Consider the following 21,794-nt stretch of genomic DNA (forward strand, 5'->3'; position numbering starts at 1 on the left):
CATTCCGGAGCCAGCCGACCCCGTCTGGGTGCGAGTCGACCCAGTCGCCCTGCCCGACACGCTCCGGCGTGCGATCGGCCGATTCGAGCCACGGCCGGCCGGCAGCACCCGCCCTACAGCCGGCCTGCTCAACGACGAGGCCGTCACCTCCGGAGGAGGAGACCGGTCGCTGGCTGCCGACCTCGTCCACGACCCGCTGCGAGGACCCCCGGTCACCTTCTACGACCATGTCGAATCAAAGGCCGCCGCCCACCTGCGCCGCACCGGCGCGACCGAGGCAGACCTCGCGATCGACAACACCGTCTGCGGCACCAACGACCGAGACCGGAGCTACCCCTGGACCTGCGACAGAATTCTCCCCGCCATCCTCCCGCCGGGAAGCCGCCTGCGCCTGTGGGTCACCCGCGACGGCGGGCACAGCTGGTGGCACCGTACCTACACCGGAACCGGAGAAAGGATCAAGTGATGACGCTGCTGCTCCGTGACTACCACGGCCATCCATACCCGCTGAGCAGCCCCGATGAGGCCGGCCGCCGCTTCGACGAGCAGATCGAGACGATCATGCCCCACGGGGGCTGCGGCCAGACCATGACGATCGGCCCCGCTGACCAACCCGCGCTGCGCATCGACATCGACATCGACGCCGATCGGGCCGCGGTGCTCTGGCTACCCGACGACGCCTACGCCGCCGACCTCAAGCCCGACACGTCCATCACCGTCTACGAGTCACCCGACACAGGCTTGCTAGACATTCCGGCCGACCTCGCTCGCGTGGCGGTAGCCACAGCGCGGGACGTAGTCGTGGAGTACGTGGCTACAGGTCGCCGGCCCATCAATGTGCCATGGACGCGCAGGGCTGCATCCTAGGCCCAGCCGTAACTGAGCAGCCGCGATCGACAGCTCACCAGCAAACAGCTAACCGATGACTCAGACGAGCTTCCGCCTGGAGATCGAGCTCGGCTATCCCGCCTCATGCCTTCGCGGTCCACATCTCCGACGGCGGCGGCTACCTCAACCACCCATCAGTCCCGGACCCCGAGCGGAGGGCTCAGCTTCGACCTCGGCGGACTACCGACTGAGTACCCCGCCGAGCAACTGGGGTCCGGCGCGAAACGGTTGTGCAGGTCGCAGCCAGCATCCTCAAGACAGACGGCAAGCCGACTGGTCTGCCCGCGGGCAAGCATGTAGCGCCAGGCGAGGAATGCCGCTTTGCTGGTTCCTGCCCAGGATTCGGTTACTGCTGCGGGATCCGCAGGAGCGGTCGGTGACGGTAGAGTCGCGTACCTCCGGCTGACATCTCCGGCGAGTGGTGGCTTGCCGGCATCTGTGACGGGACTCGAAGCGCAGTGACGACGACCACGACCGTGCATGACGTCATCAAGGCGATCCGCGACAACTCGTTGAGTAATCGTGATCGTGGTACCGGCTTCGAGGAGTTGATGCTCCAGTACCTGAGCACCGACCCGCAGTGGACCGAGCAGTTCAGCCGGGTGTGGATGTGGGCCGACTGGCCGGGAACGGAGCACGACAAGCGGGATGTCGGCATCGACCTGGTCGCGCAGGACCGCGAGACGGGTGGCTACTGCGCCGTCCAGTGCAAGTTCTACGAGCCGCACCACACCGTGGAGAAGGCGGACATCGACTCCTTCTTCACCGCCTCCGGCAAGGGTGGCTTCACCCGCCGCCTAATCATCTCGACGACCGACAAGTGGAACGTCCACGCTGAGGCAGCGCTAGCCGATCAGCAGGTTCCGGTCACGCGGATCGGGCTCGACGAGATCGCGCAGAGCCCGGTGCAGTGGCACATGCCCACCGTTGACCGCCGCGTCGAAATGACGCTTCGCGCCAAGAAGTCACCGCTCAAGCACCAGCGCGAGGCCATCGACGATGTCTTCGCCCGCTTCGTCGAGCACGATCGCGGTAAGTTGATCATGGCGTGCGGGACTGGCAAGACGTTCACCAGCCTGAAGATCGCCGAACGGCTGCAGCGCGAGCGCGCGGTCGCTGGAGAGTCAGAGCACACCTCAGTGCTGTTCCTGGTTCCCTCCATCGCCCTTCTGTCGCAGAGCCTGCGCGAATGGTCGTACGAATCTGACGTGACGCTGCGCGCGTTCGCGGTGTGCTCGGACACCAAGGTCGGCAAGCAGCGGGCCGCCACCGGCGACGACAACGACATGGCCACCTACGACCTGGCGCTGCCCGCCACTACCGACCCCGACCGCCTGATTGAACAGATGGCCAGGGTTGAGGCTGAGCCGGGGCTGACTGTGGTCTTCTCCACCTACCAGTCCATCGGAACCGTGGCGGCGGCCCAACGCAAGGGCCTGTCCCGCTTCGACCTGATCCTGTGCGACGAAGCCCACCGCACAACCGGTGTCACGCTGGCCGGCCATGACGAGTCCTCGTTCGTCCGGGTCCACGACGACACGTACCTCGGCGGCGACCGCCGCCTCTACATGACCGCGACCCCGCGGATCTACAACGAGGACACCAAGTCCGAGGCGAGGAACGCCGACGCGTTGCTGGCGTCGATGGACGACGAGACGACGTACGGCCCTGAGTTCCACCGGCTGGGCTTCGGAAAAGCCGTCGAGCAGGGTCTGCTCACCGATTACAAGGTTCTCATCCTCACCGTGGACGAGGGCAGGGTCGCCAAGACGCTGCAGCAGGGTCTCGCTGGCGGGGACTCCGAGCTGAGGCTCGACGACGCCGCAAAGATCATCGGCTGCTGGAACGCGATGGCGAAGCGCACCGGCACGTTCGCCGACGGCTCCGGGTTCGCCGAGGGCGACGCGCCCATGAAACGGGCTGTCGCATTCGCCCGCTCCATCGCCGACTCCACGGCGATCGCCAAGCGTTTCACCGAGGTGGTCGACGCCTACGACGACGCCGACGACGAGGTGCTGCGCTGCGAGGTCGAGCACGTCGACGGCACATTCAACACGCTGCGGCGCAACAGGCTGCTCGACTGGCTGAAGCAGGACCCGGGCCCGGCCAACGCCCGCATTCTGTCCAACGCCCGCTGCCTGTCCGAGGGCGTGGATGTGCCCAGCCTGGACGCGGTCCTTTTCCTGCACCCCCGCAACTCGGTGGTGGACGTCGTGCAATCCGTCGGGCGGGTCATGCGCCTCGCTCCCGGCAAGAACTACGGCTACATCATCCTGCCGGTCGCCATCCCCGCCGGTGTGGCGCCCGAAAAGGCGCTCGCCGACAACCAGCGCTTCAAGACGGTGTGGCAGGTCCTGCAGGCGCTGCGCGCCCACGACGACCGCTTCAACGCGACGGTCAACCAGATCGAGCTGAACAAGAACAAGCCCGACAACAAGATCGGGATCGGCAGCATCGGCCCGAACGACGAGTCGGTCGGCGACCGTGACGGATCGAGCACAGCCGGCAGCGCGGAGGCCGCGAAGGCAAAGGAAGCCCAGAGCGCCAAGCACATCCAGGAGGCGCTCTTCTCCGTCTCCGACTGGCGGGAGGCGATCTACGCCCGCATCGTCGACAAGGTCGGCCAGCGGCAGTACTGGGAGGACTGGGCCCGCGACATCGCCCAGATCGCCGACCGTCACGTCACCCGGATCAAGGCCGCCCTGACGCTGCCTGAGAAGCGCAGCGCCTTCGAGGAGTTCCTCAGCGAGCTACGCCTGAACATCAACCCCGGCGTGAACGAGAGTGACGCCATCGACATGTTGGCCCAGCACATCGTCACCAAGCCAGTCTTCGACGCGCTGTTTAAGGACTATGGCTTTGCCGAGCACAATCCGGTCTCCAAGGCTATGCAGCGCATGCTCGACATCCTCGACGACCAGGGACTCGACGCCGAGAGCAAGAAGCTTGACGAGTTCTACCAGTCGGTGCGGGTGCGCGCCGAGGGCATCGACAACCACGAGGGCCGCCAGCGCGTCATCGTCGAGTTGTACGACAAGTTCTTCAAGACCGCTCTGCCGAAGACCGCCGACGCCCTCGGCATCGTCTACACCCCCGTCGAGGTCGTTGATTTCATCATCCGCTCGACCGAGCAGGCGTTGAACAAGCACTTCGGTCGCTCGCTGTCAGACGAGGGCGTCTAGATCATCGACCCGTTCGTAGGCACTGGCACCTTCCCGGTCCGCCTTCTCCAGTCCGGCTTCATCAAGCCAGAAGACCTGCTCCGCAAGTACACGAGTGAACTGCACGCTAACGAGATTGTGCTGCTCGCGTACTACATCGCCGCTGTCAACATCGAAGCCGCGTTCCACGACCTGGCCGGCGGCGAATATCGCCCCTTCGAAGGCATCGTGCTCACCGACACCTTCCAACTCGCCGAGGGCACGGCCAGACTAGACGGGATGGACGTCCTCGAAGGCAACAGCGAGCGCGCCAAGAAACAACAGAAGCAGAAGATTACCGTTGTCATCGGCAACCCGCCCTATTCTGTGGGGCAGGACAGCCAAAACGACAACAATCAAAATCTCAGCTACGAGGTACTAGATCAGCGGATCGCCGACACCTACGTCGCGCGGACGAAAGCTACTAACAAGAGCAAGCTGTACGACTCATACATCCGCTCCATCCGCTGGGCATCGGACCGCATCGACCAAGAAGGAATCGTGGCATATGTGTCCAACGGTGGCTATATCGATGGGACAAGTGCCGACGGACTGCGCAAATGCCTGGTCGACGAGTTCGACGCAATCTACTGCTACAACCTGCGTGGTAATCAGCGCACCGCAGGCGAGCAGTCCCGTAAGGAAGGCGGCAAGATCTTCGGCAGTGGCAGTCGAAATACCGTAGCCATCCTGCTCCTCGTCAAGGGGGGCCCGAAGAACTCCAAAGCCGATGGCTGCACCTTGCACTACCGGGATATCGGGGACTACCTCACCCGTGAGGACAAGCTGAGTGTCCTCGCGTCGCAAAGTCTCGACGCTGTCCCATGGGAGCAGATCAAGCCGAGTCCCGAGGGCGACTGGATTAATCAGCGCAACCAACGATTTGCAGCGTTCCGGGCCATTGGTGAGAAGGACAAGGCTCGGCGGGCCGATGCCCTTTTCGAGATCTACTCCAATGGCCTTCTTTCTTCTCGCGACGCCTGGGTGTACAACTTCTTGGAAGGCCGCCTAGAGCATGGCGTGCGAGCCCTGACGAACTTCTACAACGACCAGGTCGCCGGTTTCGAGGAACATTGCAGGTCGAACGGCATCGTCACGCCCAGCATAAGGGATGCCGAGCGGTGGGTCGCCACCGACTCGGCGAGGATCAGCTGGTCCTCGAGCCTTCTGGCTAAGCTCCTGCAGGGAAAACGCATCGATTTCGACCCGACCCGCATCGTCACCGCCCAGTACCGGCCCTTCTGCCGCCAAGCCGTTTACTTTGATAAGGACTTGATCCATCGACCGGGTCAGCTGCCTCTGATGTTCCCGACCGTCGACTCGCAGAATTTTGGCTTCTACGTGACCGGAGCTGGCTCAGACAAGCCGTTCTCGGTCCACGCGATAGGCTGCCTGCCCGATGTCTCATACTGGGGATCAAGCGTCGGCCAGTTCTTCCCGCGCTACACCTATCGAGACTCGGGCGAGGCAAATGATCTCTTTGCTGTCGCTGGAGACGGCAGTCAACGGTTTCAGCGCGTCGACAATATCAGCGACGCCGCACTAAAGGACTTTAGGCGAGCATACCCAGGCGCTACCGTCAGCAAGGACGACATCTTCTACTACGTCTACGCCCTGCTGCACTCCCCGGAATACCGGGGCCTCTTCTCCTCCGACCTGAAGAAGTCACTTCCTCGCATCCCAAAGGTGAGTCACTTCGGGGACTTCGCGGACGCGGGTCGTAAGCTCACCGACCTCCATATTCGATATGAGCAGATGGATCCGCACCAGGGTGTTGTCGAGACGGTCGCGGGGGATGCGTCTACTACTCCACTTGACGAGCTGTACCGGGTCGGCAAGATGAAGTTTGCCAGGGTCAAGGGCGTGGTGGACCGGTCGACGATCCTCTACAACCACCGAGTGACCCTCAGCAACATCCCTGAGGAGGCGTACCGCTACCAGCTCGGTGCTCGTTCGGCCATCGAGTGGATCATCGATCGGTACCAGGTCAAGACTGACAAGGATTCAGGCATCGTCAACGACCCGAACGATTGGTCCGACGATCCTCGTTATGTGGCCGATCTGCTGAAGCGGGTTGTCACCGTCAGCGTGGAAACCATGAAAATTGTGGACGGCCTACCCTCTATGGAAATTCTTGACTAAACGCTACCGACGGGTCATGTCGTGACACTGCGACGATAGGTCCGGGTCTCGTTGGCGTCGCTACAGGTACGGGCGGTCGCGGCGCTGACAGCGTAGCTGCGACACGCACTTTCGGGTTGACGGATCGCTCGCTGCCATGGGCTGGCCGCCTCGTCTGCGACGAGGGGCCCGGTTCGAACCAGGCCCGGACTTCTGCGCCCGATGAGGGGCGTGGTCTGACCCATGCGCGCCCCCTGCTGCCGCACAAGCCTGAGTTGTCGGTGGGCCTGCTTATGCTGACTCGAGCCACAGCTTGACAGCGAAGGACCAGCGCATGGCGTGGAACAAGCCAGTACGGCGGCATCGACCTATCAGACGCGGGCGGGCTGCGGCACAGTCACCCGCCCTACTGCTGGCGTCGTGATCGGATGCCGAAGCGTAGCGTCCAGCAGCGGGCTGGATACCGGGGCGAGGCCTTCGTCGACAAGGCCGTCTCCGACGCCGGCCACGTGTGGAACGACACCCGGCGCGACTTCGCGATCGACGGCCAGATCGAGTTCGTGGACACCGATCGGGAAGTTACCGGAGTTGCCGTTCTAGCCCAGGTGAAGGCCACGGAAGCTGGGTTCCCGGGCGAGACGCCAACTCAGTTCAGGTTCCCGTGCAAGGCCGACCACATCGACTACTGGTGTCGGCTGGGCAGACCAGTCGTGCTGATCTGCGTGGACCTTCGTAGCCAGCAGGCGTGGTGGAAGCGCGTGGACACCTGGTTCACCGACCCCGAGCGCAGGGCGCGCCGCGTCGTGCAGTTCGACAAGTCGGCGGATCGGTTCGATCCAGACGCCTTCAGCGAGATGTCGGCCCTGGGCGTGCCGGTGGGGGAGCAACTTCCGCGGCTAGAGGGCAGCGAGCGGTTGGTCTCGAACCTGCTCACTGTCGAGGGGTTCGCTCCACTTGTCTTCGAGGCGTCGACGCCGTGCCGTGACCGGGGCGAAGCCTGGGAGCGGATGCGCTCGAACGGCAACAAGTTCGAGGGCGGCTTCCACCTGGCCGCCGGGCGAATCTTCTCACTGTGCCGACTGGACGAGGGCCCGCTGGCCATCCTGTGCGACGGCCCGGTGACCTCCATTCCGACCGAGACCTGGGCGAGCACCGAGGATCCCGACCTCCAGCGCCGCTTCGTGTCCCTGTTGAACTTCACCCTGCGAGCGGCGCATCACCCCGAGCTGGTCTGGCACCTCAAGAAGAAGGTCGTCTACATGCAGGCCCCACCCGACCGCTCCAACCGAAGAATTAAGGGCCGCTATCGGGGCAGCCGCGGGCGCAGCTTCTTCACCCCCTATTTCGGGAAGGACGACGAAACGAAGATCAGCTTCTGTCGTCACTACGCCGCCGGCTTGTACTTCCGCCGGTGGGGTGATCAGTGGTACTTGGAGATTAACCCCACCTACCACTTCACCATCGACGGCTGGCGCGATTCTCTGTACGACTCCGAATACGTCAAGAAGATCAAGCGCATGGAGCGCAACAACGCCGTCTACCAGCTCGTGCGCGCCTGGGCCGACTATCTGCAAGGCGAGGACACCCTGTTTAGCCGCCGAGACGAGCGCATCCGGTTCGGCCAGCTCCTCGAGCTGGACTGCGACGCCACGATCGACGAGACGGTCTGGATTCCGCAGGAGCCGGTCCCGAAGCCGAACGTGAACGGGCTGACAAAGGGGCTGTGGGAGTTGCCACGATGAGAGCGCACGTGCTTCACGAGCCGGAGCTGGAGTTTCGCGCCGGAAATCGGCACATCGACCCGCGCTACGGCATCAGCGTCTTTGGCCCGGCCGACGCCGACTCCCCGGCCGCGCCGCACCAGATCCCGGTCGCCCTGGTAGGCCCCGCCCAAGCCATCGATGGCATCCGGAGCTGGTTGCAGCGCTGCCAGAATCAAATCGACGCAAAAGACACGAAGCCCGGGCAGGAGAACCTCCACCAGCCTTTTCCCGGTTTCAGCATCGATGCGCAGTTCGGCGCCGAGCTCATCTTCGATGACTCCCTCGTCCGCGAGATCCCCGAGCGCCAGCTGCGCCGCCTCGCCCGCGCCGACGTCATCTCCGCAACCGCCGATGCGGTCGAGATCTACGCCGATGCCGCCCGATCGCTCGTCGAGACCGGACGCTGCCGGGTCGTCATCTGCGCCCGTCCGGATGAGCTCAACGACAGGGAGAACCACCCGCCGTCGGTCGAAGGCGCAGCCGAACACGAGGATGACCAGGACGAGCGTGAGGCCGGAGGCGACTTTCATGATCTGCTCAAAGCCACCGCACTCACGCTGCCGGCGCCCCTGCAGCTGATGCGTAGAGAAACCTGGACCGGGGTCCGCGCCAGGACCGGCGGGCAGGCCGCCCGGCCGTTGCAGGACGAAGCCACCAGGGCCTGGAACTTACACACGGCCCTGTACTACAAGGCCGGCGGGACACCCTGGCGCATGCAGCGCCACAGCTCAGACCTCGCCACCTGCTACGTCGGTGTCAGCTTCTACCGCACCCAGAGCGGCCAAGAGCTCCACACTGCCGTCGCCCAGGTATTCAACGAGCGCGGCGACGGCGTCGTTGTACGCGGCGGCACCGCGCAGATCTCCAAGAGCGACCGGCAGCCCCACCTGGCGCTCACTGACGCCCGCCGGCTGCTGCTCGACGCGCTGGCCGAGTACCGCAGCACCCACGGCCACCAGCCCGCGCGCATCGCCGTTCACAAGACCTCGAACTTCACCCCTGGCGAAATTGATGGCTTCCACGAAGCCGCCGACCAGCGCGACATCGACCACGTCGACATGCTGTGGATCCAGCGACGCGGTGCCCCACACCTATACCGCGCCGGGCAACTTCCACCCCTGCGGGGTACCACCGTTCAGATGGATGCGCGCACGCTGCTGCTGTACACCCGCGGATCAGTGCCCTACTTCCGCACCTACCCCGGCATGTACGTCCCGCAGCCGCTGTTAATCCGGTCAGCATCGCCAGGCACCGATCTGCTGGCCGCCGGCGCCGACATACTCGCCCTATCCAAGATGAACTGGAACAACGCCCAACTCGACGAACGCGACCCGCTCACCCTGCGCACCGCCTACAGGGTCGGCTCGATCCTCAAGCATGTTCCGAGCAACGCTCGAATTGCCACGCGTTACGCCTACTACATGTAGAGCTACAGGATGCGGGACACCGAATTCCCTGACGGCGTCATCCTCAGCGTCCTGCGCCATGTGCCGCAGCGTATTGCCCATGAGTTCGTCGACCTGTTCCGGCGGCAAGGCGCAGAGGTGGTGGCGATCGACATCGGGGGAAGCAAGTCGCGGCTGGGCTCGTCGACACGCCGGCCATCCGAGCAATGCCCGTCACAGTAGCTCGACCTGTGACAGCCCGCTGGCGGACGCCCAGCCGCGATTGTCAGCCTGCCGTAGGGGCCCCGATGCTGTAGCGCTCGCCCGCGGACCTACGGAATGATGGATGCTGCGAGATCGCACGTCGAACCGCCGCAGCGGTGGCCCGCTGGTTCGAGTATTGCCCGAGTGCATCCCGAAGTTCCGAGGGTGTCATCGGATCTCCGCTGCGCGCTAGGTAGCGGGCGCAGTGTTCCGTGAGCGTCTCCGTTCGCCAGCGGGGATCTTGCACGATCACCATCGACGACCGGAGTTCGCCGTACTGAACCAGTTCTGCGCCAATCCGCGCCGCGACAGGTTCCAGCGCTTCCCACACGGCGGCGCCGGTGGCCCGAACGCTATCGCGCTTGGCCCACATCGTGCTGGCCAGCCAACCGGCCGCGAGTCCCAGCCCTGGCACGAGCCAGGGCCACCGTCGGCTCAGATACCCGACGGCCGAAACACCGCCCCCCATGAGCCTGGCTGCGAACAGTGCGGAGTGCAGCCGGTCGATGTATCGGCCTTCGAGGTCACCTGCGGTATGGAGGACCTTGGCTCCTTCAGCCCAGTACCCGGCGTTAGCGAAGCCGAGAGCGGCGAACACGCTGTCGGAGGTCACCGTGAATGTGGGACCGAGGAATGCCGCCAGAGCCAAGGTTGGCCAATCATCGGGATCGCCTTCTGGCGGCGGCTGCCGGATGGCGGCAATCTCGGGACGGAGGTACTCCCCGATCGGTAGCTCGACCACTCGCAGCAGCGGGGCGATGTCGGTCCGCCAGACCCGGAACGCCTCTGCCGGATCGATCCTCTGCGACCGACTGATGCGCTCCAGGTGCTCATCCATCTCACCCGGCACGTGATCGGCGACGAAGCAGGGGACACGCTCAGTGGCCACCAGTCGCGTAATCAGCGAGTCGTGTCCGGTCGCCGCCTGCAGACAACACGCGTTGGCCAGGGCGTTGGTGTCTACCACCGCGACCAACTGAGGATGGCTGGACACCACAGTCAGACCTGACTGCCGACGCCACGGCGAGGACGTTCCGGACGCCTTGGGCCGGATCGACGCCGTGGTCTCCGGGGCCAAATTCTGCACAGTCGTCACCTTGGCCAACCTCATCCGCGAGCGAGTTCTCATGAAAGCGTGCGGAGAACAGGGTGACAGGAACGTACGACAGTCCGCGAGGAGGTATCCACAGCCCGCTCTCGCGCTCTCCGCAGCGCCCGCACGTGAATTAGTTCCGCTGGTGAGACCCGTTCTTACAGGTCTCAGGCGTCGACGGACAGAGGCAGTGGTACGTGGACGGCGGCCCCGAGTAAGAGGTCGCTCCGGGTCTATGCTCCAGCACATGAGCCAGAGGCACCCCCGGATCACCGTGACCGCTGAAGTGATCATCGAAGTCACTGACGCGGGGGCCCTCGAACAGGCCGTTCTCGACGATGTGGACGCCACGCCGTTCGACGCGCAGCCGGGGCACAGCGAAGCGGACGCTCGCGCCGAGGCCCGCCAGGATGTCCAAGGCGACCCGGTTGGCGCAGTCGCCTGGATTGCCAACGCGGAGGACATGATCCCGGACTTCCCGGGAATCACCGTCGTCGGGTCCACGCAACGCGTCGCGGATACAGAGGGGGATAATGAGCCTGACGAGCGGCCGGACTTCGCCAAGCTCTTCCCGTTGTGCAATTGCGGCTCAGGCGACTGCGCCGCATGCTCTGAGTTCCAGCTGACCCCGCGGACCGCTGCAGTGCTGTGGGCGGTCGCGCAGATCCTCGCTGACCAGGCCTACGACGACGTGATCGAACACGGCGACGACCTAGTCAATGACGAGGGCGCGTGGGTTCTGTTTGGCGAATACCCGCATATCACCTGGCAGCAGGATGCCGTGTGGCGCCGGCAGGCCGCACGCGCCTTCGATGACCTGACCGCAGACCTTGATGCCGGCAGATGGCCCCGGCCCACCTGCCCAGGTGAGGAGATGGCCTTTCATCTGCTGCTGCGCAACGCGCGGGACGCTCAGGAGGATGGCTGGGGTATGAGGCCCGACGAACTGGCAGTGCTGCCCGAGCATGCCGACGACTACGACTGGGACACGGCGTACGAGGTGCTGCTCCAAGACGACGACATCCTGCAGCTGTTTGACGCGCAGGTTGACGGCATTGAGGACCCGGACAGTGACCAGAACCGCTTCATGAGGATGGGGGACTACCGCCCGGCTGCATGGTTCCGCCCGTTCTCGAACGCCACCCCGCGGGATGGACGACGTCCCTTCCGCCGCTGAGGCAGCCCGAGGGCGTCGCGGTGGCTGATGCAGTTTCAGGCAGGCATCGCCCTACCGCGAGTTGCGATCACCGGTAGTGCAGGTCCAGTGGCCAATCTGCAACCGAGCCTCGTCAACCCGCTACGGACGCTGCTTGCTGTGACAGGGGTTGACGTACAGGGGTGGGCTTGCCATGGACAAGGCTACGACGAGGCGGTGTCGGACTACTTCCAAACCGGTCGTACTGTGTCGCTACGTAGCTGATACCAGAGGTGCCGTAACGGGCGACTGCCTGTGAGGTGAAAACAAAAAACGGAGTGACCGCGTCCAGATAGCGAAGCCACCTTCGGTCCGGAAGATCGCTTCTAGTGGCCGAGCGAGGTGCCCGACGCAATCAGACGTAGGAGGCGGTCAACCAGAAGTGCCACGAGCTCGGTACTGCTGGAAAGCTTGCAGACATCATCGACCGTTACTACGAGAACCCTTAGACCATCGCCTTGAGCCATCGCTACCTTGTGATGAGCGGCGGCCAGGGAATTCGGATCTCCCGTTATCCCGTTCGCCGCAACTAGAATGCCAAGCTCAATCCGACGGTTCCGCATCTTGTCGATGAAGGCGGCGACCGTCGGGGCGTCGACCGGCTTCGCCCAGTTCTTGCATTCAACAAGGAAGAGGTGGGGGAAGCAGGCTAAGCCGTTGTTCGTGCGCGTGTTCGCCACAGCTATATCGATCTCCTCGCTGCGGAAGGGATCGATAGAATTCGGCCGTGAAATCACCCCAGGAACTTTGTTGAGTAGATATTCGAAGAGCTGCTGTAGGGCCATCCCGCGCGCGGTGGTGGAAAGGGTCAGATCCTTGCTGCGGGTGATGAACCCGGATATCTTGACACTTGAATAATCGGCCACGTCGAGCTCACTCAGGGACTTCTGTGAGCTGGTCGGCAATTACACGCCTGAGGTCGTGGCTGCGCAGCCGATGAAGCAGGTCCTGGATTTCGATTGAGATGACCGAGGGAAAGCTGAACTCCGGGAATCGTCGTCCGGAATCGTCGTGGTAGACGAGAAGGCCGAGGCCGACGTTCCTTTCGAGCATCGATTTGTGGAGACGGCGACCGAACCAAGTCAGCTTCTGGCGATCGAGGTCGCCGCTCTTTGCCTGAACCAGCACAATCTCTGGTAATCCCGTCAAGCTGAACGCCGCATCGTAACCAACATCTCCCCTCATAAAATCCGGGGTCTGGACCACGTCGGCACCTTGCTCGCGCAGAAGACTCAGGACAACGTCCTCAAACCGACTCCCGCTAACCACAGCGTTTGAAGCGAGCCACCTAGAAACCTTGTCAAAGCTTTCGGTCGCCCCGTCCCGTGGCCTGCCGCTGCCAGTGCTCCGAGTCGTTCGGGGCTGCGGTCTACGCAAAGTAGCGATGAAAGCCCAAAGGTGAAGCTTGAGTGCGGGAACGTCATCGACCGGGCATGGTGCAACGACAAGCGAAGCGACAGCGGCCGGAGCCGCCAAGGGTGGAGGAGCAACGACGAGAACGGGAATCCCTCGCTCGACAAAACGCCCCAGCCGAAGCATCACATCCTCGTTCGTAAACTCCGGAGACTTGGAGAGACCTGGACGAACTTCCGGGCGGGGCTGATCCCCTCCTTTGCTTGGAGGGCCAAGGATGCCTACGACTGCGCCCGGCTTGCGTTCGGCAAGGGCGTCATCGCTTAGGTGACTCCGCAGTGCTCTTTGCTCTGTCACCCCAACGCTTCTGAGGGCCGATTGCACGGCGCGGATGTCGACCCCCGCTGCGGCGATCACTGTGGCGGATAGGCGACTCCCCCTCTCACGCCGAGCGCCCCTTTGGCGTAACTGGACGCCGCTTTCCGTGAGCACTCGGTGAATGAAGCCGTATGATCTCCCGGTGGAGGCAGCCAGGGCGCGGATGCTTTCGCCCGATGTATAGCGTTTGACTAGGTCCGCCCCAAGACCTCCCTTCCCTGAGTCGTCGTGGGCCGAAACCGTTCGGGGTAGCTGCGACTCGTTGGAGTGGGCATGGCGTGACTCCGGCATCGCGGTCCTCTCGTCCGGTGTGACCACGCTATCGACTCTGCGCGCGAATCCGCGACATGCGCGTGGTCGGCGCCCCGCGTAACCTGCTGCGGCCAGCGTCGCCGCTAGCCTGTGAACAGATCATCGAGAGGACTGCGCAGGTGCTGCCACCCGGCTTCGAGAGCAGTGCGGCATTCGACAGTGAGGCTGTCGAGGTCGTCCTCGGCATCGGTTGGCGCTACCTGCCGCCACCACAGCCAGCCGGTCTCGATCTGGGACCCCGACCAACCAAGGCGACTGGCGTAGGTCTCAAGTTGCTCGGTCATGGTCTTCACAAATGCGTGTCGCTCTGGGTGCTTGGGCTTCTTGACCCGCACGCCCACATACGGCCATGGGTCCGCGTCGGTGAGCAACTCGGCCGGTTTCCACTGCAGGGCGATCGCCGCGTGCACTTCGCCCCGCTGCCAGGACGGCCGCCATAGCTCGAACGTCGGATGGGAGGCGAGATCCATGTCCCAACCGTGCTCAGCCTCCGCGAGAAGGGTCGCGTCGAGAGATCCCGCCGCGGTGTGAACTGCGGCGGTGATCTCTCGCGTCGCACCATCACGCAGGGTGGCCCACTCCGACAGCAGTTGCCAGTGGCGCATGTAGAACTTTGTCTTTTCATCTAGCATCGAAGGCCCTTTACTCCCGTACAGCAGCTGCAGAGTTTCCAGAAAGTCTCGGGCCCCGGCCGACGCGTCGTTCGGCGGTGGGGTCATGAAGCCGGCGATATGCCGCCAGGTGAGCGGCTTCCACGCTGCAGAGCATGGGAGGCCGTCGGGCCCGGTCCCCTCGCGCGTCAGGTAAACCAGTGTGGCCTCCTCGTCGGCCCACAGTCGCGCAAGCCTGGCGCACTGGTCTCCGTGCTGTTTGGCGTTGACCTTCGCCTCGATCAGCACGCAGACCCCTCCGGCGCGGACGATGAGGTCTGCTGGCGTTCGTTTGCCGTCCGAGGTGAACCGCGGCTCCTCCCGGGTCACTCGTACCTGAGCGGTCGGGTCGAACGGTAGACCGAACCTTTCGAAGAGAGCCTTCACGACGCGGTTGCCCAGACCGTGGTGGCCGTCGGGCCGCAGTATCCAGGCCAGGCAGGTGACGAGCTTGCGCTCAAGTTCGTGCATGCCGAGGACCGCCAGCAGGGTGCGAGGGCCGGTTCGCCACTGGCCAGCGGCTTTGATGGCGGCGGCTTCCGACGCTAGAGCACTCAGATGCGTCTCCCAAGGCCCGACCTGTGTCCGTGCCGCTTTGCAATCGGCGGCTGACTTGTCCAGCCAGGGCTCGTCGGCGATCACTACCTGATGCTCGCAGGCCCCTCCGACAACTCTGCGTCCGATGCCAGGCTCTGCTCTGCCCGCGCGCCGGGCTCGTGAACGTCGGGTCGTCCAGGTGGGGCTTCCGCTCACGCTGCGGTTGAATGCCGCGTCGTTCCCGTCGATCAGGCCGATTTTCGTCGTGGCCGCGCGTACCGCGTCCGCCGGGTTCGCATGCCTGGCGCCGCGGGCAACCGGTCGACGATCTGGCGGACAGGCCCGGCGATGGATTGCTCCCGGACGGCGGCGGACATGAGCGCGTCGTCGCATACTTTTGCGACGTCGAAGCGCGGGCCGAGGATGATCAGGTTCCGGAACGCGCGGCGCAGGTAGTCGTACAGCTGCTCGGGCAGCGTCTTGAGGTGCGTGTCCGGCGGCACGTCGCCATGGGCCACCTTCGACCGGATGTGGTAGGCGTGGGTGATGGCGCGACGGATCTCAAGTCGCTCGTCGTCGTCGGTGCCGACGAGGACTGCGGTGCGCTGGGACACCTTGCGGCTCAGTTCGCCGTCTGAGCTTTCGGTGATCACGAGATTTTCGAGGGCCGAGGTGTACCAGAAGATAATCTCGGCGCGGTCGCGTTCGTACAGCACGCCACCGTCGCCGCCGAGGCGTGGACCGAGGGCGAGGAACCGGTGGGCGCTGCGTTGAAGCCGCTCGCTGGCCCTTTTTGTGGCCTTCCTTTGAGACGAGTTGGCGACGTCGTCCCACGTCTGCCATTGCAGCAGGAGGGGCGACATGATGTCAGTGAACATCAGCACGTCAGCCAGTTCCTGCTCGTCCAGCCGACAAGGGCCCCAGCCGGGCTCCTCCCGGTCGTCGATCCCGTCGGATGCGGCGGGCACCAGGTCTAGGCCGGTGCCTCGGACGCGTTCCACCATGCGGCCCGGCTCGATCTCGTACTCGGCGGCGACGATCACGCGTTCGGTTTGGGCAAGGTTGAGCAGCAGCAGAGGCTCCCACGCTGGGATCACGAGTTCTGGTTCGAACAAACTCCGCAGAATGGCGGTGCCCCACACCGACGGATTGCGCGCCTCGAGGTCGTCGCTGGCCCGGCGAAGGACGCAGCAGCCACCGAGCCGCAAGGCCGGATCCCACGGGTCTGCGGCGAACTGGCTGCTCGATGGCAGCGGAGTCACTTCATCGAGGTCGGCGGCGGTGGGCTGCGTCAGCTGCCAGCCACAGATCCCGTGGGAACCCCGCACGGGCAGTCCGGCGTCAATGACCACTAAACGCTCCGACGGCATCGGCGGACCAGCGAGATAGGCGGCCAGGTCGGCAGGAAACTGGTCGGGTATCCCTGGTCGGCGCAGTACTTCAAGGACGCCCAGAGCACGCAGGTTGTTGCGAGTGAGCCGGCGTCCCCAGTGGTCCTCGCCGCCGTCGCCGTAGTACAGGTATCTGTGGACCCTGGCAGCGGCGCCAGCGGCGGTGTTCACCGCCCGGGTCTCCGGCCAGGCGAGGACCAGCTTGGCCAACTCGGCATCGCCCGTGGCGGCGAGCTGGTCACGCACTTTCCCAGCACGTTCGAGGAAAGCGGCGATAGCCGGCATGAGGGCGAGCTCGGTTGAAGAGTCGGTCACCATCACATCGTGCACCCGGGCGGAAGCGAGGGGACGTGTGTTGTCGGCACCGCGACGCCACCGAACGCTAGGCCCTTCCAGCGGATTTTCGATGTCCGGTAGTGACGAGTACGACTTCTATGCGGTGCACTACCAGGACGACCCCGTGTGGTAGCCGGGGTGCGCATCGAGGTGGCTTCTGGCGGAGCTGGCGCCGGAAGCGCTGCGCCGGTTCCGCAGTCAGCTTCGACGCTGGTTGTTGTTTGATCGCGACGTCCTGAGCGCCCGAGACGGCCGCTGCGATCCGGCGCTCGGTGACGACGGGTGAGTTGGCCGCTGCGTGTGGGTGGCCGGCTGGGTCCCGCTGCTGACCGCTCTCGGCTGCCAGCGGCCCGCTCCCGGTGGGTCCGCCTGCATTCCGCCTAGTCGTCCGTCCGTCGCGGTACCTTCGCGACCCTGACTTCCACCACGGAGGACTTCTTTGCTTTAACTTGTTCGGATAGTCGGGCGGCGTCGGACGAAGGCTGGGCGGATGCAACGGACGGAATTGGCAAGGCTATTTTTCGGGCCACCGGATCAGCCGCATCCGTGGGCCACGGGCTGCCCGATCAGCTTCGACACCTGGCTTGAACTAGCCAAGCTCGGAACCAACGGCAGTCCGGCTCGAGGTCGTCTGATCATTTCCGTGGATGAGGAACTCGGGGCCCGTAGTGTTCTCGAAGCGATCCGGGAAGCAGCAGACCCGCCGGGAAGTTTTGTCGCTTCGGGCGGTTTCATCGCGGCGCACATCACCCTCGCTGACTTGATCGTCAGTGTCCTCCCGCTCACCTCCCTCCGTGTGCTGGCCGAGAGGGCTCACAATCTTCTCGTTCAGCACCGCGGGGCGCCTCGGGCGGTCTGGCCCGATCTCCTGGTTGAGACCGGAGGATTGCGGGGTGTAGCTCGCAGACGTGAGAGTGCCGACGAACTGATGTGGTTCATGGACCTGCTGCTGGGGGTGACGGCTGAAATCCTGCCGAGGAGCATCCGCGAGAACGCCAATGCCCGTGGATCTGCGGCGTTCGCGCAGCTTCAGAGACTACTGGAGGCGGCCTCGGATCCGGGACGGCTGGTGGACGAGCTGGGGGTCCTGGATCACCCCCAGTTTCCGATCACTGCGGTCACCCCGAATCGGATCGCGATCGGCGCGGTAACCAGATCCCGTGCCACGATCAAGGCCGACGCCGCCGGGCGCCTGTTCGATGTCGACTGCGGCGACATCGGCTGGGCTGTGCTGGACAGTGGGATCGACGCAAGGCACTCGGCCTTTCGCGATCGCGCCGAGGGCCGACCCGGCTGGTCACGAGTTCGCCGCGCCTTCGACTTCATACAACTTCAGGACATGCTGGAGAGGCACGGCCTCGGCGGCGTCATCGACTGGCCGCAGGTCTTGCCGATGGTGGAGATGGAGGTGCCCCGGCCTTCGAGCGCATCACGGCGAAAGGCCTTGCCGTACCGGCCACCGGGCAACCACCACGGCACGCACGTCGCCGGAGTGCTGGGTGCCAACTGGCCGGAGGAGAAGCTGATCGGGGTATGCCCGACGATCCGGCTCTACGATTTCCGGGTCCTCGACGATCGCGGCAAGGGCGACGAGTTCGCCATCATCACCGCGATGCAGGCCATCCGCCACATCAACGAGGAGGCCGGCCGTCTGGTGATCGCCGGTGCGAACCTGAGCCTGACCATTCCGCATGACGTGGCCGTAGGCTCGTGCGGCTGGACCCCGGTCTGCATCGAGGCCGAACGCTTGGTCCGCTCCGGCGTCGTCGTGGTCGTGGCCGCCGGGAACTCGGGCTATGCCGGGGCGTCCACGCGCACCACCGGCGGTGACCACCGGAGTATCAGCATCTCCGACCCGGGCAATGCCGAAGCCGTCATCACCGTCGGCTCGACCCATTCGCGGCATCCGCACCGGCACGGCGTCAGCTATTTTTCCGGTCGCGGCCCGACCGCCGACGGCCGGACGAAACCCGATCTGCTTGCACCCGGCGAACACATCGAAGGCCCGATCCCCAACGAACAAATTCGCACGATGAACGGCACTAGCCAGGCAGCCCCGCACGTCAGTGGGGCTGCCGCGATACTCATGGCGCGCAACCGCGAGCTGATCGGCCGCCCCGAGCGGATCAAGCAAATCCTCTGCGACACCGCCACCGACCTGGGCCGAGAACGCAGCTTCCAAGGCGCCGGCCTGGTCGACGTCCTCCGCGCCCTGCAATCGGTGTAGACGCCGATGCTGTCCGTGGAGTTCCTCGACGCAGCTCATGGCGACTGCTGCCTGATCCGCTGGCCCGGCCACGCCATGCTGATCGACGGTGGCCCCGCCGGTACCTGGCGCCGCAGCCTGAAACGCCGGCTGAACGACCCCGACGATCCCGTCCGCTCCTTCGACGTGGTGATCGTCACGCACACCGACGACGACCACATTGCCGGGATCCTGGACCTAATGCAGGCCAACGCCGACGCGCACGACGATCATCGGCCGTTGCCTTATGCCATCGGCGAGTTGTGGTTCACATTCCCCACGAAACCGCCCGCCGAGGCGACCCCGAACGAGCAGGACGCCTACGGCGCCAGCCTCAGACAGGGAAACAACCTGGCCGAGCTGGCTCGCAAGCTGCGCATCCGATGGCGCGCCGCCGATCTGGTGCCGGGATGGACGACCGACCTACACGGCCTCGACGTGACGGTTCTCGCCCCACCGGTCGAGGCGACTGAGCGGCTCGCCACGATGTGGAAGTGGGATGCCGAACCCGCCGGATTCACCGGATCTACCCGGAGACCGGACTACGGCCCTTACAATGCGGCGAGTCTCGCCCTCCACCTCGAATACCAGGGCGTCTCGGCGCTGATTTCAGGGGACTCGCGCGGGTCGGTCATCACCAACGGGCTGCTGCGCGCACCGCACCTCACCGCGGACGACGCCCTGACAGTGAACGTGTTGCACGTCCCGCATCACGGAAGTGGCGCCAACTCGCGCCCGGAGTTTTTTGAGCGGATCCGTGCCGACACCTATGTAATCTCCACGGTGGCGACCAACAGACACGGCCACCCGCATCCCGAGGTCCTAGGCTGGATCGTCGGTTCGCGTGCCAAAGAGGAGTCGTACCGGCTGGTCTTCACCAATCCACCAGCCGCGTCGGTCCGGGAGCAGCTGACAGCCCTTCAGCGAGGTCGCTGTTTCCAGATCGTCGAACGTGAGCCCGGCCGTGCGTCCGTCATCGCCTACCCAAGTTCACTCGCTGCCAGCATGCTGCCTTGACTTGGAAGCGCGCTCCTACGGCGAGTTGCATCCGCATATCAGCGAGCAGGTCCGGGACTCAGTCGTGCTGGCTGAGTACGGGCTCATCGCATTCGCGGCTCTGCGCGAGGTCGAGACCAGGGTGCGGGAGCTGGCTAACCCAAGCGAATCCGACACAGGCGTGTGTAGCTCATGCGCCAGGTGTTCGGCGGCACGTCTCTCCTAGCCCGCCGTGAGTCGTCATCTTCGAATTCTCACCGTGGCCGGCTTGCTTGAGCGCGACAAGCGCGGCGCCTGGGCGTACCACCGGCTAGTGGCCGTCGCCGCTCGCCGCGATCGCTGACCTGCTGACGCCGCCTCGGAACGGGCGACGAAGAGCGATCGCCGGCCGGCAGCGGCGCAGGCCGGCGCGAGTGGCGCCGTTAGTGAGACGCCCCTGCCAGAGGAGTAATCCCGAGCGCTCGGATTGACACGTCAGCATAGCCATGCGTCCAGGCTTGATTCCGTGACGACGGGTGAAGCTGTCGGTAGTCACCTGACGGCCTACTTGGCCGCCACGGCGCGCGCCGTGGGCGCGACCGACGGCAATGTCCTGCTACTGCTGGAGTGCGTCATACGCCTCACCAGTCTGCTGGATGTGCTCAGCGATCTCAGTCCACGCCCGTTCTGCTGTGGCCTCGCCGAGCAGCCGCCGCGCCAGGTGCATCTCCGCCACGACCTGCCGCCATATCAGGCGGAACTCCTGGGACCAGGCCGACCGGTAGATGCGTTCAGCGAGTTCGATCAGAATCCTGGTCCGTTCGGGATGGGGGGCGAGGATCTCGGCCGCCAGGCGCGGCGCGCGAGCTTGTTCGTCGACGTGCACCTGCCCGAACTGGTCGAGGAACAGGCCCTCGACCACTCCCTCGCGGTATCCCAGGGGCCAAGTGACTGCGTCCTGGCTCAGCGCGCATGCCTCGACGCCGTCGATGCGTACGGTGAAGGTGTTGCGCGACGCCCGCTGGCCCACGGCCACGCCCAGCTGGCGCTGGTCGGCAGGCTCCAGCTGCGGCAGGTCCGCCGCAGCGAGCCTCGTTGCGAGAGATCCCATGCTGAACGATGCGGTGCCCAGGTCGGCGATCAGCGGCTGCAATGAGCCGAGGAGTACCAGTTGCAGGCGCCGCAATGCCCACCGCGTCCACAGCAGTGCGGCGTCGACGCAGGTCTCCAAAACCTCGTCTTCAAGAACCGGCAGGACGGATCGGCCGTGACCAGTACCGTAGGTATTGCGTAGCTCCCGCAACACCCCGGCAAGCTTGCGGGCTGAAGTGGCCGCCTGGCGGACCGCAGCATCGGCGGCGACTCCGGGCCCGACCTGGTGCTCAATTGCGCGATGGGCATCGCCCAGCACCTTGTCGTACTCCTCGCCGCTTCCGGCGGGGCGCCCACGAGCATCGAGCACCACGCGCGCGGTTGCCTCGATGAGGTCCTTGGCCGAGCCGACTACCAGCGGACGGTCGTTCGCGGTTACTGCCGACCGAAGTCGTTGAAACGGATCTTGAATCGCTGCCCATGCAGCGTGGCCTAACGCCTCCGGTCGGGGAAGCTCTGCCGTCAGCACGTGCGTGGTCATTCAACGATAGTGCCAGCGTGACCAGGCACTCCGGAGATCGCCTCCCGAGTGCTTGCGGCCGCCCAAGGCTTCGAT

At 64.8% G+C, this 21,794-nt stretch carries 16 protein-coding genes and 2 pseudogenes; 11 read left to right on the top strand and 7 right to left on the bottom strand.

The features are described 5' to 3' along the window. The first annotated feature begins 28 nt into the window (after nt 1–28). From GSF22_RS01970 to GSF22_RS01995, 7 genes are all read left to right on the top strand, one after another. The gene (locus GSF22_RS01970; protein ID WP_208810963.1) at nt 29–466 is read left to right on the top strand and encodes a DddA-like double-stranded DNA deaminase toxin; all 438 of its coding nucleotides are present in this window, start codon (nt 29–31) and stop codon (nt 464–466) included. Next, nucleotides 466–867, top strand: coding sequence for an Imm1 family immunity protein (locus tag GSF22_RS01975; RefSeq protein WP_208810964.1), 402 nt, complete (start codon nt 466–468; stop codon nt 865–867). The genes GSF22_RS01970 and GSF22_RS01975 overlap by 1 nt, the downstream gene beginning before the upstream one ends. Before the next feature lie 497 nt (nt 868–1,364). Beyond that, nucleotides 1,365–4,070 carry a restriction endonuclease gene (locus tag GSF22_RS34410; RefSeq protein WP_307803674.1) on the top strand — a complete coding sequence of 902 codons (2,706 nt, stop codon included), beginning with the start codon at nt 1,365–1,367 and terminating at the stop codon, nt 4,068–4,070. A gap of 117 nt (nt 4,071–4,187) precedes the next feature. Continuing rightward, nucleotides 4,188–6,230 carry a type ISP restriction/modification enzyme gene (locus GSF22_RS34415; protein ID WP_307803675.1) on the top strand — a complete coding sequence of 681 codons (2,043 nt, stop codon included), beginning with the start codon at nt 4,188–4,190 and terminating at the stop codon, nt 6,228–6,230. Between the two features lie 407 nt (nt 6,231–6,637). After that, nucleotides 6,638–7,951: a DUF4365 domain-containing protein gene (locus GSF22_RS01985; RefSeq protein WP_208810965.1), complete on the top strand. Its 1,314-nt coding sequence runs from the start codon at nt 6,638–6,640 to the stop codon at nt 7,949–7,951. Next, nucleotides 7,948–9,399, top strand: coding sequence for an argonaute/piwi family protein (locus GSF22_RS01990; RefSeq protein WP_208810966.1), 1,452 nt, complete (start codon nt 7,948–7,950; stop codon nt 9,397–9,399). The genes GSF22_RS01985 and GSF22_RS01990 overlap by 4 nt, the downstream gene beginning before the upstream one ends. 9 nt (nt 9,400–9,408) lie before the next feature. After that, a complete protein-coding gene (locus GSF22_RS01995; RefSeq protein ID WP_208810967.1) occupies nt 9,409–9,600 on the top strand; it encodes a hypothetical protein in 192 nt (63 codons plus the stop codon). A gap of 43 nt (nt 9,601–9,643) precedes the next feature. Here the strand turns inward: GSF22_RS01995 and GSF22_RS02000 are convergent, their stop codons facing one another. Then, a complete protein-coding gene (locus GSF22_RS02000) occupies nt 9,644–10,717 on the bottom strand; it encodes a PIN domain-containing protein (RefSeq protein ID WP_208810968.1) in 1,074 nt (357 codons plus the stop codon). 244 nt (nt 10,718–10,961) lie between these two features. Here GSF22_RS02000 and GSF22_RS02005 point away from each other — a divergent pair, with 244 nt between their 5' ends. Continuing rightward, nucleotides 10,962–11,891: a hypothetical protein gene (locus GSF22_RS02005; protein WP_208810969.1), complete on the top strand. Its 930-nt coding sequence runs from the start codon at nt 10,962–10,964 to the stop codon at nt 11,889–11,891. Between the two features lie 344 nt (nt 11,892–12,235). Here GSF22_RS02005 and GSF22_RS02010 read toward each other — a convergent pair whose 3' ends face one another. From GSF22_RS02010 to GSF22_RS35580, 5 genes and pseudogenes are all read right to left on the bottom strand, one after another. Then, nucleotides 12,236–12,775 carry a restriction endonuclease gene (locus tag GSF22_RS02010; protein WP_208810970.1) on the bottom strand — a complete coding sequence of 180 codons (540 nt, stop codon included), beginning with the start codon at nt 12,773–12,775 and terminating at the stop codon, nt 12,236–12,238. A 7-nt stretch (nt 12,776–12,782) separates the two neighbouring features. Then, on the bottom strand, nt 12,783–13,115 hold the full coding sequence (locus GSF22_RS02015) for a hypothetical protein (protein ID WP_208810999.1): 333 nt from the start codon (nt 13,113–13,115) through the stop codon (nt 12,783–12,785). Between the two features lie 585 nt (nt 13,116–13,700). Next, nucleotides 13,701–13,847: pseudogene (locus GSF22_RS02020) on the bottom strand (helix-turn-helix domain-containing protein); the annotation flags it as partial. A 188-nt stretch (nt 13,848–14,035) separates the two neighbouring features. Continuing rightward, entirely contained in the window at nt 14,036–15,244 is a 1,209-nt protein-coding gene (locus tag GSF22_RS02025) for a PD-(D/E)XK nuclease family protein (RefSeq protein ID WP_208810971.1), read from the bottom strand. Between the two features lie 143 nt (nt 15,245–15,387). Then, nucleotides 15,388–16,845, bottom strand: coding sequence for a HEPN domain-containing protein (locus GSF22_RS35580; RefSeq protein ID WP_208810972.1), 1,458 nt, complete (start codon nt 16,843–16,845; stop codon nt 15,388–15,390). 511 nt (nt 16,846–17,356) lie between these two features. Between GSF22_RS35580 and GSF22_RS02035 the strand changes: the two genes are divergently transcribed. The 3 genes and pseudogenes from GSF22_RS02035 to GSF22_RS02045 all read left to right on the top strand — a co-directional run. Beyond that, nucleotides 17,357–19,093, top strand: coding sequence for a S8 family serine peptidase (locus GSF22_RS02035; RefSeq protein ID WP_208810973.1), 1,737 nt, complete (start codon nt 17,357–17,359; stop codon nt 19,091–19,093). 15 nt (nt 19,094–19,108) lie between these two features. Continuing rightward, entirely contained in the window at nt 19,109–20,128 is a 1,020-nt protein-coding gene (locus GSF22_RS02040) for a ComEC/Rec2 family competence protein (protein WP_208810974.1), read from the top strand. A gap of 205 nt (nt 20,129–20,333) precedes the next feature. Then, nucleotides 20,334–20,469 (top strand): annotated as a pseudogene (locus GSF22_RS02045) (ArsR/SmtB family transcription factor); the annotation flags it as partial. A 233-nt stretch (nt 20,470–20,702) separates the two neighbouring features. Here the strand turns inward: GSF22_RS02045 and GSF22_RS02050 are convergent. Beyond that, a complete protein-coding gene (locus tag GSF22_RS02050; protein WP_208810975.1) occupies nt 20,703–21,719 on the bottom strand; it encodes an abortive infection family protein in 1,017 nt (338 codons plus the stop codon). Between the last annotated feature and the right edge of the window lie 75 nt (nt 21,720–21,794).

It is taken from the genome of Micromonospora echinofusca, from assembly GCF_017614955.1.
Classification (GTDB): domain Bacteria; phylum Actinomycetota; class Actinomycetes; order Mycobacteriales; family Micromonosporaceae; genus Micromonospora; species Micromonospora echinofusca_A.

What these genes read in the sequence shown, in the direction of transcription:
- GSF22_RS01975 (WP_208810964.1), top strand. Translation starts at nt 466, where the DNA reads ATGACGCTGCTGCTCCGTGACTACCACGGCCATCCATACCCGCTGAGC.
- GSF22_RS01985 (WP_208810965.1), top strand. Translation starts at nt 6,638, where the DNA reads ATGCCGAAGCGTAGCGTCCAGCAGCGGGCTGGATACCGGGGCGAGGCC.
- GSF22_RS01990 (WP_208810966.1), top strand. Translation starts at nt 7,948, where the DNA reads ATGAGAGCGCACGTGCTTCACGAGCCGGAGCTGGAGTTTCGCGCCGGA.
- GSF22_RS01995 (WP_208810967.1), top strand. Translation starts at nt 9,409, where the DNA reads ATGCGGGACACCGAATTCCCTGACGGCGTCATCCTCAGCGTCCTGCGC.
- GSF22_RS02005 (WP_208810969.1), top strand. Translation starts at nt 10,962, where the DNA reads ATGAGCCAGAGGCACCCCCGGATCACCGTGACCGCTGAAGTGATCATC.
- GSF22_RS02035 (WP_208810973.1), top strand. Translation starts at nt 17,357, where the DNA reads ATGCAACGGACGGAATTGGCAAGGCTATTTTTCGGGCCACCGGATCAG.
- GSF22_RS02050 (WP_208810975.1), bottom strand. Translation starts at nt 21,719, where the DNA reads ATGACCACGCACGTGCTGACGGCAGAGCTTCCCCGACCGGAGGCGTTA.